The sequence below is a fragment of the Halobacterium zhouii genome (assembly GCF_021249405.1).
GTDB lineage: Archaea > Halobacteriota > Halobacteria > Halobacteriales > Halobacteriaceae > Halobacterium > Halobacterium zhouii.
Genome location: NZ_CP089593.1, coordinates 1806232 through 1819317, shown reverse-complemented (window position 1 = coordinate 1819317; position 13086 = coordinate 1806232). Strand labels below are relative to the sequence as shown.

At 66.0% G+C, this 13086-nt stretch carries 11 protein-coding genes; 5 read left to right on the top strand and 6 right to left on the bottom strand.

Features of this window, described 5'->3' with window-relative positions:
* Positions 1-21 precede the first annotated feature (21 nt).
* Both LT970_RS09435 and LT970_RS09430 read right to left on the bottom strand, forming a co-directional pair.
* Positions 22-1701: a potassium transporter TrkG gene (locus LT970_RS09435; protein ID WP_232686214.1), complete on the bottom strand. Its 1680-nt coding sequence runs from the start codon at positions 1699-1701 to the stop codon at positions 22-24.
* A 1-nt stretch (position 1702) separates the two neighbouring features.
* Positions 1703-2383 carry a potassium channel family protein gene (locus LT970_RS09430; RefSeq protein WP_232686213.1) on the bottom strand — a complete coding sequence of 227 codons (681 nt, stop codon included), beginning with the start codon at positions 2381-2383 and terminating at the stop codon, positions 1703-1705.
* A 216-nt stretch (positions 2384-2599) separates the two neighbouring features.
* Here LT970_RS09430 and LT970_RS09425 point away from each other — a divergent pair, with 216 nt between their 5' ends.
* Positions 2600-4951, top strand: a complete 2352-nt coding sequence (locus tag LT970_RS09425; protein ID WP_232686212.1) for an amino acid permease — start codon at positions 2600-2602, stop codon at positions 4949-4951.
* 180 nt (positions 4952-5131) lie between these two features.
* Here LT970_RS09425 and LT970_RS09420 read toward each other — a convergent pair whose 3' ends face one another.
* The 4 genes from LT970_RS09420 to LT970_RS09405 form a co-directional block, all read right to left on the bottom strand.
* Positions 5132-5269: a hypothetical protein gene (locus LT970_RS09420; RefSeq protein WP_232686211.1), complete on the bottom strand. Its 138-nt coding sequence runs from the start codon at positions 5267-5269 to the stop codon at positions 5132-5134.
* 75 nt (positions 5270-5344) lie between these two features.
* Positions 5345-7762: an amino acid permease gene (locus LT970_RS09415; RefSeq protein WP_432419597.1), complete on the bottom strand. Its 2418-nt coding sequence runs from the start codon at positions 7760-7762 to the stop codon at positions 5345-5347.
* Between the two features lie 387 nt (positions 7763-8149).
* Entirely contained in the window at positions 8150-8545 is a 396-nt protein-coding gene (locus LT970_RS09410; protein WP_232686209.1) for a DUF7975 family protein, read from the bottom strand.
* Between the two features lie 70 nt (positions 8546-8615).
* Positions 8616-9239 carry a class I SAM-dependent methyltransferase gene (locus LT970_RS09405; protein WP_232686208.1) on the bottom strand — a complete coding sequence of 208 codons (624 nt, stop codon included), beginning with the start codon at positions 9237-9239 and terminating at the stop codon, positions 8616-8618.
* An 81-nt stretch (positions 9240-9320) separates the two neighbouring features.
* On the opposite strand from LT970_RS09405, the gene LT970_RS09400 reads away from it, so the two are divergent.
* From LT970_RS09400 to LT970_RS09385, 4 genes are all read left to right on the top strand, one after another.
* Positions 9321-9959 carry an adenylate kinase gene (locus LT970_RS09400; protein WP_232686207.1) on the top strand — a complete coding sequence of 213 codons (639 nt, stop codon included), beginning with the start codon at positions 9321-9323 and terminating at the stop codon, positions 9957-9959.
* A gap of 203 nt (positions 9960-10162) precedes the next feature.
* The gene (locus LT970_RS09395; protein WP_232686206.1) at positions 10163-11305 is read left to right on the top strand and encodes a S8 family peptidase; all 1143 of its coding nucleotides are present in this window, start codon (positions 10163-10165) and stop codon (positions 11303-11305) included.
* A 175-nt stretch (positions 11306-11480) separates the two neighbouring features.
* The gene (locus LT970_RS09390; RefSeq protein ID WP_232686205.1) at positions 11481-11813 is read left to right on the top strand and encodes a BsuPI-related putative proteinase inhibitor; all 333 of its coding nucleotides are present in this window, start codon (positions 11481-11483) and stop codon (positions 11811-11813) included.
* A gap of 76 nt (positions 11814-11889) precedes the next feature.
* Positions 11890-12762: a DUF106 domain-containing protein gene (locus LT970_RS09385; RefSeq protein WP_232686204.1), complete on the top strand. Its 873-nt coding sequence runs from the start codon at positions 11890-11892 to the stop codon at positions 12760-12762.
* Positions 12763-13086: the final 324 nt, after the last annotated feature.

Genomic DNA, 13086 nt, shown 5'->3' with positions numbered 1-13086 from the left:
AGGCTGAAACCACCACGCCAGTCACGGGTCTAGCCCGTAGACGGTGGCGCGGAGGAACACGAGAACCGGGATGATTTCGAGGCGACCGACCCACATGTTCAGGACGAACATCCCTTCCGCGAGCGCGGGCATTTCGGGGCCCGTGATGCCGGTGGAGAGGCCGACGTTGCCCTGCGAGCTCGCCACCTCGAACAGCGCGTCAGCGTAGCCGAACTCGGGCGCGGCGACGTTCACGAGGACGAGGCTGGTGGCGACGAGCAGGAGTACCCAGAGGAGCGTGACGATGGCGGCCTCGCTGAACTCGTGTTCCATCTCGGTGCGGTCGAGCGTGCGGTCGCCGATGTGCGCGACGACGACGGCGTTCTTCGGCAGGAACACCCGCGAGAACTGCCAGATGATGCCACGAACGACGGTGTACGCTCGGATGATCTTGATGCCGCCGACGGTCGACCCGGCGGCGCCACCGACCACCATCGCGCCGACGACGAGCAGTTTCCCGCCGGCGACCCACTTGCCGACGGGCGCCGACTGGAAGCCCGTGCACGTGAGCGCGCTCACCCACTGGAAGACGGAGTCCCGAATCGCATCGATTTGCTGGGGGTCGACGCGCGGGAGCGAGACGAACGACTGCGTGGCGAACGCGTCGGTCACCGCGGGCACGGTCAGCGCGTTCTGGAGGGCGAGGACGAGCGCGCCCCCTGCGAGCAGGACGAACAGCCAGCGGGTCTGAAGGTCCGACACGAGCGCGCCGAGGTCGCGGTCGCGCAACGCGACGTAGTGTATCGGGAACGCGACCGCGCCGGCGATCATGATGGGGAGCAACGCGGCCTCGACCAGCGGCGAGTTGTACGTCGCAATCGAGTTGTCCGTCACGCTGAATCCGCCCGTCGTCAGGCCGGTCATCGCGTGATTGAGCGCCTGCCAGCCCGCCTCCCACAGCGGAAGGTGGCCGCCGTACTCGCTCGCCCGAATAGCAGCGAACAGCAGGAGTGTCGCCACCACCGTGTACGCGAGCACGAGCTTCCAGACGGTGCGGACCGTAGAGACCACGCTCGGGTGGATCTTCTTCTCCCGGGCTTCACTGCGGTAGAGCGCGTAACTTCCGCTCCCCGGCCGCGAGAGAATGGAGACGGTGAGCACCACCACGCCGACCCCGCCGACCCACTGGATGAACGACCGCCACCACTGGACGGCGCGGGGGAGTGTCGGCTCGTGGACCGCCATCGTCAGTCCGCTGCCCGTCCACCCGCTCATGCTCTCGAAGAGCGCGTGCAGCGGGTTCCGGAAGTACGCGAGACTGGAGAACGTCGTCGTCCCGCCGACCGAAATCGCGTCCCAGTTCGCGGTGTTCGCGCCCGCCGCCACGAAGGCGTCCATGGCGGCGGGCGGTGTCACCCACGCGGTGAGGAACAGCGGGAGCGCACCGAACGCCGCGACCAGCAGCCACCCGCTCGCCGCGATGACCATCCCGTGTTTCATCCGGGGCGTTGGAGCGTCTGCGTACCTGCGGTTGGCGAACCCGCCGACCGCGGCGGTCACGCCGCCGGCGAGCAGGAAGCCCAGGGCCGCGTAGAACTCGCGCGCTACGAGCGCGACGGCGACGCTGGCTACCATCATCGCGGCCTCGATGAGCAGGAGCGAGCCGACGTCCCTCGCGATGGTGGCTCGGTCCGCCGCGTCCGCGAACGACCAGTTCGACATGTCAGTCGCTCTCGTGGTGTCCGAACAGGCGGGTCAGTTCCGGCGTCACGCCGTCTGACGAGTAGACGGTGAGGAGGTCGCCGGCCTCGATTCGAGTGTTCCCGCGGGGCGTGATCGGGTCACCGTCGCCGTCGCGGTCCACCGCGACGACGAGGATGTCCCTCGAAAGCGTGCCGTCGTCGCCTGCCTCTGCGAGCGTCCGGCCCGCGATCGGTGCGTCGGGTTCGACGTGGATTTCGAACACCTCGGCCTCCTCGCCGACGCGCATGAAGTCCACGATGGAGGGGCGCTTGATCGCGCGGTAGAGGTAGTCGGCGATGAGCCGCTGGGGGTTCTCGATGGTGTTGACGCCGACCTCCCGGAACAGGCTCATGTGCTCGGGGTTCTGGACGACGGAGACCACGCTGGGCACCGAGAGGTCCTGGGCGAGCAGACAGACCATCACGTTCGTGGCGTCCTCGTCGGTGGTGCTGATGAGCGCGTCCGCGCGGTCGGCGCCCGCCTCGCGCAGCGTCTCCTTCGACGTCGCGTCGTCCTCGATGACGAGACAATCGAACGTCTCTGCGGCCCGTTCCGCCCGCTCGTGGTCGCGTTCGACGACGACTACCTCGTTGCCACCCTGCGTGGCCATCTCGATGAGCGGCGTTCCGGTGTCACCCGCGCCGACAATTACGATGTACATAGATTGGAACTCTCGTCGCTCGGCAATCGTGTCTGGCGTGTACGAAGCGTCCTCATTTATACTGCCGGTTCCGTCCCGAGCGTCCGAAATCACACGAGTTACCCAGAATCAAGCGACTGCGCCCGCCGAACTGTCCGCTTCCGAAGTCGAGAACTGCTGTTCGCCGCGAGTGGTCCAGCAATAGGATTTACCTCCCTTCCCGGACATTACAGACCAATGGTAGAACACACCCGTACGCTCGGGTTCAAGGTCGCCTTCGCGATGGGGCTCGGGACGATGATCGCGGCGGGCATCTTCTCGCTGTCGGGGCTCGCCGTGGCGCGCATCGGGTCGAGCGCGGTCATCGCGTTCGTGCTCGCCGCCGTCGTCGCGAGCATCACGGCGGCGTCGTACTCCGAGTTCGCTTCCATCTACTCGGAGAACGGCGGCGGCTACCTCTTCTCCTCGCGCACGTTCGACAGCGACCTGCTCACGTACTTCGTCGGCGCGTCGCTGTTCCTCGGGTACACGGGGACGACGGCGTTCTATCTCGCGACGATGGACGAGTGGTTTTTCGCGTTCATCATCCCGGAGACCCTCCGTTTCGCAGGCACGACCCTCCACCTGCACGACGCGATTCCGCGGGGGAGCGTCGGCGTCCTCACCGCTGTCCTCCTGGGCGTGCTGAACGCCCAGGGAACCGAGGAGAGCGGCGGTTTCCAGGTGATTGTGACTGGTGCGAAGGTCGCGGTGCTGTTCGCGTTCATCGGCGGCGCGTTCGCGTACACCGGCCCGGCCGCGGCGGTAGGCACGTTCACCGCACAGTTCTCCACCGACATCGTCGGCATCGTCTCCGTGGCGGCCCTCGCGTTCATCACGTTCTTCGGTTTCTCGGCCATCGCCGCGAGCGCGGGCGAGATAATCAACCCGACGGAGACGGTGCCGAAGGCCATCGCCGCGAGCATCGTCACCGTCACCGTGCTGTACACGTTCGTCATCATCGCGATGGTGAACGCGCCCGTCAGCGAGGCCGTTCTGCGCGCGGGCGAGACGGCGATGGGGCAGGTCGCGGCGGCGTTCCTCGGCTCCATCGGGCAGGCGCTCATCGTCGCCGGCGCGGTGTTCTCGATGGTGAGCGCGTCGAACGCGAGCATCCTCGCGGCCAGCGGCATCGGGTCGCTGATGGGTGACCGCGGGCAAGCCCCGCGGTCGTTCGCGCGCATCCACCCCGACTACGGAACGCCGTTCTGGAGCGTCACCGCGGTCATCGGCACCATCGTCGCGCTCATCGTCGTGTTCGTCAGTCTGTTCTCCCAGCACGGCGCGCTCGGCGGCGTGGAAGTCGCTGCGGTGCGAATCGCGTCCGTCGTCGTCCCGCTCACGCCGAACCTCGGGCTGAACGCGCTCACTGGCTTCGCGACGTTCAACCTCCTACTCCCGCTGTCGGTCGTCAACGTCGCTCTGGTCTACTCGCGCCGTAACGAACCCGGCCTCGAGCGCCCGATCCGCGTCCCGCTCGTTCCGTTCCTGCCGGTCCTCGGCGTCGTGGCGAACCTCGCGCTCATCACGAACCTCCCGCTGGTCGGTGTTGCACTCGGCGTCGTCGTGGTCGTCGTCGCCGTCGCCGGCTACGTGCTGTGGGGTGGTGCTCCCGAATCCGAGGAACTGTTCGAGCGAGTCACCGAGTCCGGAGCCGCGACGGACTCGCCGGCCGCGAATCCGGCCGACTCCGAAGGCCGGCACACTGTCCTGGTTCCGGTCTCTCGCCCAGGTCGCGCGGTCGGCCACGTCCAGGTCGCAGCGCGGTTGGCGGCGGCCGTCGACGACGACCCCATGATTCGCGTGCTCACCATCACGCAACTGCCCGAACAGACCCCGAACGAGGTCGTTCGCGACACCGCCACCAGACGAACCGAAGCCATCGAGGACGAGCTCTCGGACGCCGACCTCGCGGTCGACTACGAGGTCGAAGGCCACCTCAGTCGGGACGTCGGCTACGACATCGTGGAGACCGCTCGCGGCTACGAGGCCGACCTCGTGGTGATGGGGTATCCTCGCGAGAGCCCCGCGGTCACCCGGAAGGTCCAGTACCAGTCGCCCTGTGACGTGGTGTACGCGGACGGCTTCGAGGACGCGGACGCCCTCGACACGCTCTGTGTCGGCGCCGGCGGCGGCCCGCACCACGAGGCGCTGTTGCCACTCGTCGACGCGCTCGGGCGGGCCGGGTCGACCATCCACGTCGTGCGCGTGGCGCCGACCGGCGGGCAGGGTACGAGCGAGGCTGTCACGGACACGCTCGACGCGCTCTCCCCGGACGTCGACGTCGAGGCACACGACGTTTCGGCTGACAGCGTCGCCGACGGTCTCGTGTTCGTCGCTGACGAGGAGGGCGCGTCGCTGCTCGTCGGTGCAACGCGGACGCGGGAACTCCGCCGCTGGGTGTTCGGCAGCACGACAGACCGAGTCGTCGAAACCGCCCGCGGACGCGACGTTCCGGTGCTCGTGTACGCGCGGACCACCGGCGTGGTGGACCGCGTGGCCGAGTTGTTATTCCCGCTCTACCGGTACGCCACGAAACTCCGCTGGTGAGCGCGGGCGTCTCCGGTGAGGTCACGCTGACGTTCACCGGCGAGGAGTCGACAGTACAGACGACATCGGTTCGAACAGTGATTCTGTGGCCGGAAACCCACGGTAGTCCCGTCTCTGGCGGTGAATATCAGTCCGTTCCCGAAGACGAACAACCGTTCTACTCTGGGGTGAACAGCGCTCTCACTCCTGAAGCCCCCCGTTCGCTTCGGGATTCCTGAGCCACCGGTAGATGTCGATTACGATAACGAGAACGATGACGAAGAGAGCGACGCCGACCAGGAGCGCGGCGATTCCGATGACACTGTTGAACAACGCCATGTTCCGCTGTTTACTCCCTACCGGTATATCGCTTGTCGTCGGAAACGCCCGTTACGGGCGTCCGGGAACCCCGGGTCAGAGCCAGCGGTTGATGAGCGACGTGATCCCGAGATTCCGCTTGGCCATGATGACCGTACTCTTCGCGTCCCACCCGATCTGCTCGGGGATGGACCCGAACGCGAACTGGTTGAGCAGTCCCTCGCGCGTCGCACCGACGAGCGTCATGTCGTACCCTTCGGACTCCTCCGTGATGGTCTCGACGACGTCGTCACCCTCGATGATCCGCGTCGTCACCTCACTGCTCCCGTCGATGTGACTGCTCGTCGACTCGAGCAGTTCCTGTGCCTTCTGGCGCTCGCTCTCGCTCGCGTCAGGGTCTACGACGTGGACGACGTCGATCTCCGAGTGACCGTCGTCGGCGATTGCGGACGCGATCTCCGCCGCGAACTCCGCGTGGGGGCCGCCTGCGGTCGGCAGGAGGACCGTTTCCGCCCTCCCGGTCGCGTCCTCCCCGAGGCGCTCGACGAGCACGTCGGCGTCCGCCTCCTGGGCGACCGTGTCCACGTTGCTTCCGAGGACGATGTCGCGGCGCTGGGTCTTGTGTTGGCCCTTCCATCCCATCAGCACGGCGTCGCTGTCGTACTGGTCGATGGTGTTCAGGATCGCCGTCGAGACGTCGTGGCCGATGCGAATCGTTCCGCTGACGGGGACGTCCTCGGCTTCCGCGATCTCCATCGCCTCGTTCAACACGTCACGTTCGTCGCTGATGAACTGGCGTCCCTCCGAGAGCGGCGTCTGCTGGGGGACGGTGACCACGCTCATGACGAGGATCTCCCCACCACGGTCTTCGACGATGTCGACCGCGGTCTGCATCAGCTGGTTCGCGTTCTCGGGGTTCGCGATGGGGACGACGAGTTGCTTCTCCGCGTTCGAGGGCGCGCTCTCGGAGACCACCGTTGGCGTCTCCTCCTCGATCTGTTCGGCCTCGCGGGGCTTCGAGTAGCCGTAGTACACGGCGAGCCCCAGCCCCATCCAGATTACTGTCGTGACGAGCGCGATGAGCCCGTGGTTACTGGTGCCGATGCCGAAGAACTCCAGGCCCAGTGTGTAGATGAGGAACGGCGTGAGCAGGAACTGGAGGGCGATACCGATGAGCGGCGGCCACGGCATGTACGGCACCGTGTACGTGCGCGGAAGGTCGGGGTGGGTCTGTCGCATCTTGATGACGGTCCAGTTCACCTGGATGAACAGGAGGATGAACATGATGTCCGCCGCGGCGGCGACGCTCTCGATGGGGAGTACGACCGCCATTATCGCGATGAGCACGACTGAGAGGAAGATCGCGATGTGGGGCGTGCGCTTCTCGGAATCGATCCGCTGGAAGAACGCCGGGAGCGCGCGGTCCCGACCCATCGCGAACGACACCCGACTGGACGAGTAGACGGTCGCGTTCAGCGCGCTCATCGTCGCTGCGAGCCCCGCGATCAGCAACAGTGGAACGCCGTAGGGGACGAACTGCCCCGCCGCTCGAATGATGCCGAGTTCACCGAGTTCGCCGAGGAGTTCCCACGTGTACACCTGCGTCTGGCCGGCGAGACCGGCTTCCTGAACGAGGGTCTGCGTCACGCTGATGCCGCCGATAGAGGCGAACGCGACGAGAATGTAGATCGGAACGACGATGATCATAGAGTAGAACACCGCCTTCGGAATGTTCTTGCCCGGGTCGACGACCTCCTCTCCGGACTGGACGATGATCTCGTACCCCTCGAACGCGATGTAGGTGAACCCCATCGCGCCCACGATACCGAACAGGCCGGCGGGGGCGAACTCGGGGCTGTTCAGGAACTTCCCGGTCCAGTTCGGGGAGTTGACCGTCGCCAGGATGCCGAAGCCGACGAAGATACCGAGGACGATGATCTTGATCGCAGTGACGACGATTCCCGCGGTCCCGGTCTCCTCGGCGCCGCGGTAGTTGATGTACCCGAACAGCGCGACCATCAACACCGCGAAGATCTTCTCCAGCATGGGGCCGGTGATGACGCCGAACAGCAGGATCTCATCGACCTGGGGAAGGAGGCCAGCGTAGTGAATCAGGTGCGCCAGGAACGTTCCGAAGGTGATCGCGTACAGCGAACACGCGACGGCGTGGGCGAACCAACTCATCCATCCCGCGTAGAATCCGTTCGGGTCGACGAGGGCTTCTTTCACCCAGAGGTAGCCGCCGCCGGCTTCGGGGAACGCAGCGCCGAGTTCGGCGTACGAGATGGCGGTGAACGTCGCGACGAGTCCGTTCAACAGGAACGCGAGCGTCAGCGCCGGCCCGGCGAGCCCGGCCGCGAAACCGGTCAACGCGAACACGCCAGCACCGATCATCGCACCGACGCCGATGAACGTGACGTCGGTGAGGCTCATGTCCCTGGACAGTTCAGTCTCTACGTTGTCATCTGTTTGACTGCTTTCAGCGACACCGCTCTCTGGGGGTTCATCTGACATGGTTAGATCGAGATATCAGGAGTGTTCGTACCACGTTTACCGCTACTCCGGGTTGGGAAACCGCTCTCCGACATCGCGTCTACGACCCCGAATTCGGGTTGACGGCGGTTCCATCGGGATGGAGCACACCACGCACCAACTGCCCGACAAGATACTCCTCAGTAAGCGCGGCCATAGTTACATTTCCCCTACCTGCAGCGGCTACTTAATGCTAGTGTCTGAGACTGCGTCTCCGTTAGTAGCTCCACGACGGTGAGCCGCTGAGGGAGTGGACACCGATAGCGGGACCGCTGGTTCACCGCGTCGCTCGGGGAGACGCAGGACCGAACGGGTGACAGTCGACACTCGTTCGTCGAGGGGTTTCCCTTGCGACTATCGACAGACGATTCACACCTCGACGGCCCATAGACGGAACTCCTCGTCGAGTTCGTACACGTCCCGGAACACGCGTTCCACGAACTGGCCGACGCGCTCGTCGTCCGTCTGGGCCTCGATTCGCACGTTCGTCCCCGGCGCGTCCTCGTGGCTGTCCTGTGATTCGACAGTGAACGCCCCGAAGTCGGCGAGCACGCCGTCGAGCGCGTCGAGTTCTTCGTCCGTGCAGTCCAGGTTCAGCGTGCCGTCGGCGTACTGCACCCACGGCGGCAGGAAGTCAGGGTCGTCGCTCGGGTCGTCGTCCGCCTCCAGCGTACAGAACGCGCTCTCTCGGTCGCGGTGCGCGGCGATGGCGTCCACGGCGAGCGCGACGCGCTCGGCCGACTCCGTGGCTTCGAATCGAGTCATGGTCGTGTTTCGCGCCCCGGCCACTAATCAGGTCGGGACACGCGAGCGGTCGGGAGACCGAACCGGGCGATTACCTGGGGGACGCGAGCGCGGACACCCAGCGGTCGTCGAGGCGCACGTTGCCGTCGAGTCCCGCGTCATCGAGAACGTCCTCGAACTCCTCGCTCGAGTAGTACGCGAAGAAGCGGTCGTCACCGTCGCCGTGGTCGTCGTCCGGTTCGAACCCCGCGTTCGCGCCGCGTTTCACCGAGCAGAACAGCATGCCGTCGTCGCGGAGGACGCGCGCGAACTCCGCGAGCGCAGCCCCTGCCTCGTCCTTCGGGACGTGGTGGAGTGCCGCACAACACCACACACCGTCGAAGGCGTCCGTGTCGAGCGGAAGCGAGCGCATGTCGCCGCGGGCGAACGCGGCGCTGCCGGGCTGTGAGACTGCAGCCCCCGCTTCGTCGAGGTGGTCGGCGGCAGCTACGAGAAACGATTGGGTGACGTCGAGCCCGGTCACGTCGAGGCCGGTGTCCGCGAACGTCGCCGAGTCGCTACCCGGACCGCAACCGACGTCGAGAACCCGGTCGCCGTCGAGTTCGTCGACGAACGGGCCGCCGTGGTCGGCGGCGACGCTGCCGCCGAGGTACTTCTCCTCGTAGGCGTCGGCGTTTTGCTCGTACGTCGCCGACGTGCGGAGGGCTTCGTCCATACCGTTACGTGCTGGTTCAGAGCGCATAGAAGTTCGCCCGGAAGCAACACCGTCATAATCGAGGCCGATGAATCGGCTTCCATGAGCAACCCACACGTACTCATCCTCGGTGCACCCGGGGCCGGAAAGGGGACGCAGAGCCGTCGACTGGTCGAACACTTCGGCGTCGAGCACGTCACCACGGGGGACGCGCTCCGCGCGAACAAGCAGATGGACATCAGCCACCTCGACCTGGCGTACGACACGCCCGGCGAGTACATGGACGCCGGCGAACTCGTTCCGGACGAGGTCGTCAACGAGATCGTGAAGACCGCTCTCGAGGACGCCGACGGCTACGTGCTCGACGGCTACCCGCGGAACGAGAGCCAGACGGAGTACCTCGACTCCATCACGGACCTCGACGCCGTGCTCTACCTGGACGTCGAGGAGGAGGAACTCGTCCGCCGCCTGACGGGCCGCCGGGTCTGCGAGAACTGCGGCGCGACCTACCACGTCGACTTCAACCCGCCCGAGGAACCGGGCGTCTGTGACGAGTGTGGCGGCGACCTCTACCAGCGCGAGGACGACACGGAGGAGACCGCCCGCGAGCGCATCCAGGTGTACGAGGAGAACACCGCCCCGGTCGTGGAGTACTTCCGCGACGCGGGCGTGCTCGTCGAGATCGACGGCGAGCAGACGCCGGACGAGGTCTGGGAGGACATTCGGGACGCCCTCGAGTAACGCGTGCAGTAGACGAATCCGGAGCGCTGCCGTCCGCCGCTGTTCACTTCGTTTTGCCTCGCGGTCAGTCGCCTACCAGCAGACCAGTTCCCTGTCTCTCCTGTCGCTCGACCCGACCAGAGATAATTAAGTCATAAATAATGGATAATTATACTGGATGCTAGAAAAGATTAACAACCACGTGGTATGCACGTCGATATGCTATGGTGGAACAACCCATAGGAAGAACGCGACGTGACGTACTGAAAGCGACCGGCGGCGCGCTCGCGGGCCTCAGCATCACTGGCCTCGCGTCCGCCGAACCGAATACGGTCGAAGTGAACGTCGGTTACAGCGCGGCGAGCGGACGGCGCGCGGCCGCCGCAGAGGCGAGCAGCGTCCTCCGGGAGTTCAACTTCGACGCGATGACGCTTCGCGTGAACGAGAACGCCATCTCCGGCCTGGCCAAGCGCCCCGACGTGCGGTACGTCGAGCGCAACGGCACGATGCACGCCCTCGATCAGCAACTGACGTGGGGGGTCGACCGCGTCGACGCCGACGTGACGTCGGCCAACGGCACGACCGGGTCGGGCGGCGACGTCGCCATCCTCGACACCGGCATCGACTCCGACCACCCCGACCTCGTGGACAACCTCGGCGCCGGGAAGGCGTTCGTGAAGGCGCGCGGAAGCTACGCCGAGAACTGGGACGACGACAACGACCACGGCACGCACTGCGCGGGCATCGCCGACGCCGACGACAACACGCAGGGCGTCCGCGGCGTCTCCACGGAGGCGACGCTGCACGCCGTGAAGGTACTCGACAAGCGCGGCTCCGGGTCGTTCTCGGACATCGCCGCGGGCGTCGAGTACGTCGCCGACCAGGGCTGGGATGTCGGGTCGATGAGCCTCGGTGCGTCCTCCGGATCTAGCGTCCTCAAGGACGCGTGTTCCTACGCGTACGGGAAGGGCGTGTTCCTCGTCGCGGCCGCCGGCAACAGCGGGCCGTGTTCGGACTGCGTCGGCTACCCCGCGTCGTACAGCGAATGTCTCGCCGTCTCCTCGTCGGCGTCCGACGACTCGCTCTCCGGGTTCTCCTCGACGGGACCGGAGGTCGAACTCATCGCGCCCGGGACCGACGTCTACTCCACCATCCCGGGCGGCTACGACACGTTCTCCGGCACGTCGATGGCGACCCCACACGTCGCGGGCGCCGCCGGCCTGCTCATGGCGAACGGATACACGAACACGGACGCCCGAAGCAGACTCAAGAGCACCGCCGAGGACCTCGGTCTCGGGTCGAACGAACAGGGCTCCGGGCTGCTCGACGCCGCCGCGGCCCTCGGCTACGACTCCAGCGACGACTGATGGCGAGTCGCCTGGTCCCCGGTTCCACCCCGCTACGGCTCCGACGACCGACCACGCGGCGACGACGGACCGCGTGGCACCACGAGCAAAGGCACGTCCACTCACCGCGAAACGGTGGACGAAGACGCGTCCACCCACCGCGGACATTTTGTACTCGCAAGGCGAGTGACTGACCGTGCTCACCGCGTCACTCACCGCCGAACCCACGGCTGACGGGGTCGAACTCGAACTGACCGTAGTCAACGAGGGCGACGAGCCGGTGACGCTGTCGTTCCAGGACGCCCAGCGAGCGGAGTTCGTCGCGACCGAGGAGGGAGCGGAACGGTGGCGGTGGAGCGACGACCGGATGTTCGGGATGGTGACCGGGAGCGAGACGCTCCCGCCCGGCGACCGTGTGTCCTACACCGCGACGTGGCCGGACGCCCCGTCCGGCGCCTACGAGGTTCGCGCGTGGGTCGCGGCACCGGACGCCGACGCCACCGCGGAGACTGCCGTCACGGTGTCGTGAACACGCCGCGCGTCGGCACGGACGCGTTCCCCATTCCGTAAGAGGTTCAAGAGGGCACTCCAAAGAGACACCAAGAATGGCACGAACCCCGCAGAAGGTCCGCTCGCTGGTCCACGAGGACCCCGAGATGGCCGAGGTACTCGAAACCCTCCTCGAGCGGGACGGCGAACTCCGCTGGCGCGACGTCAAGGGCGACGTGAGCAGCGGCCAGTGGGGGCGCCTCCTCGAGAAGGACATCCTCGTCGAATCCGACGAGGGATTCGAATTCGCGGACGCCGACGGCGTCCGCGAGGGCCTCGCCCCGGACGACGACACCGACGACGACGACGGCCCGGAAGCGTCCTCGTGGTCGAAGTGGGACAAACTCGCCGCCGTCGGGTCTATCGGCGTGTTCCTCGGCTACAACATCCAGTCCATCCAGAACCTCATCGGGAACACGATGAACACCATCATCAGCCCGCTCGACTCCATCCTCCCGTTCTACATCGTCGTGATGGTGCTCGCGGTGCTCACCGGCCTCTACTCCACGATTCTTCAGGCTAACCTGACCGACATGGAGAAGATGTCCGAATACCAGGAACGTGCGAAGGACATCCAAGAGCGCATGAGCGACGCCCGCGAGCGCGGCGACGACGCCGAGGTCGAACGCCTCCGCGAGGAACAGATGGAGGCATTCGGCGACCAGGCCGGCATGCTCAAAGAGCAGTTCCGACCGATGGTGTGGATCATGCTGTTCACCATCCCGGTGTTCCTCTGGATGTACTGGATGCTCGGCACCGGTAACGTCCCCGTCGAGGAGCGCATGGTGACGCTCCCGCTCATGGGCGAGACGGACCTCAACTCCGGCGTCCTCGTCTTCCCGGCGTGGATCCTCTGGTACTTCCTGTGCTCGTTCGGTTTCTCGAACGTCATCCGGAAGGCGCTGAACATCCAGACGACGCCGACGTAGACCCACTTTTTGCTCTGCATGGGGCGCGCGAAGCGCGCCCCATTCGGCAAAAACTTGGGGAAAAAGCACTCCTCCTTCGTGGTCCGAGAGACGCCGGAGGCGTCTCTCGTCATCACGAGAGAGCTTCGCTCTCTCGAACGACTTCACTTCGTTCCGCTCAGTCGTCGGCCCGAGCGCTCACTGCGTTCGCGCTCGGTGAACCGCGACCCTTCCGGGCTCTTCGAGCCGCTCGGGTCGCGGATGCTTGTCGGTTAACCCCGTTCCCATTCCGCCCTCCGACCGTCCTTTCAAAACCTCTTTGTCCGCGCCGGACACAGCAGAGAT

Excerpts from the sequence above, each read along its gene's own strand:
- LT970_RS09435 (WP_232686214.1), bottom strand. The coding sequence starts at position 1,701 with ATGTCGAACTGGTCGTTCGCGGACGCGGCGGACCGAGCCACCATCGCG.
- LT970_RS09430 (WP_232686213.1), bottom strand. The coding sequence starts at position 2,383 with ATGTACATCGTAATTGTCGGCGCGGGTGACACCGGAACGCCGCTCATC.
- LT970_RS09425 (WP_232686212.1), top strand. The coding sequence starts at position 2,600 with ATGGTAGAACACACCCGTACGCTCGGGTTCAAGGTCGCCTTCGCGATG.
- LT970_RS09420 (WP_232686211.1), bottom strand. The coding sequence starts at position 5,269 with ATGGCGTTGTTCAACAGTGTCATCGGAATCGCCGCGCTCCTGGTCGGC.
- LT970_RS09415 (WP_432419597.1), bottom strand. The coding sequence starts at position 7,762 with ATGTCAGATGAACCCCCAGAGAGCGGTGTCGCTGAAAGCAGTCAAACA.
- LT970_RS09410 (WP_232686209.1), bottom strand. The coding sequence starts at position 8,545 with ATGACTCGATTCGAAGCCACGGAGTCGGCCGAGCGCGTCGCGCTCGCC.
- LT970_RS09405 (WP_232686208.1), bottom strand. The coding sequence starts at position 9,239 with ATGGACGAAGCCCTCCGCACGTCGGCGACGTACGAGCAAAACGCCGAC.
- LT970_RS09400 (WP_232686207.1), top strand. The coding sequence starts at position 9,321 with ATGAGCAACCCACACGTACTCATCCTCGGTGCACCCGGGGCCGGAAAG.
- LT970_RS09395 (WP_232686206.1), top strand. The coding sequence starts at position 10,163 with ATGGTGGAACAACCCATAGGAAGAACGCGACGTGACGTACTGAAAGCG.
- LT970_RS09385 (WP_232686204.1), top strand. The coding sequence starts at position 11,890 with ATGGCACGAACCCCGCAGAAGGTCCGCTCGCTGGTCCACGAGGACCCC.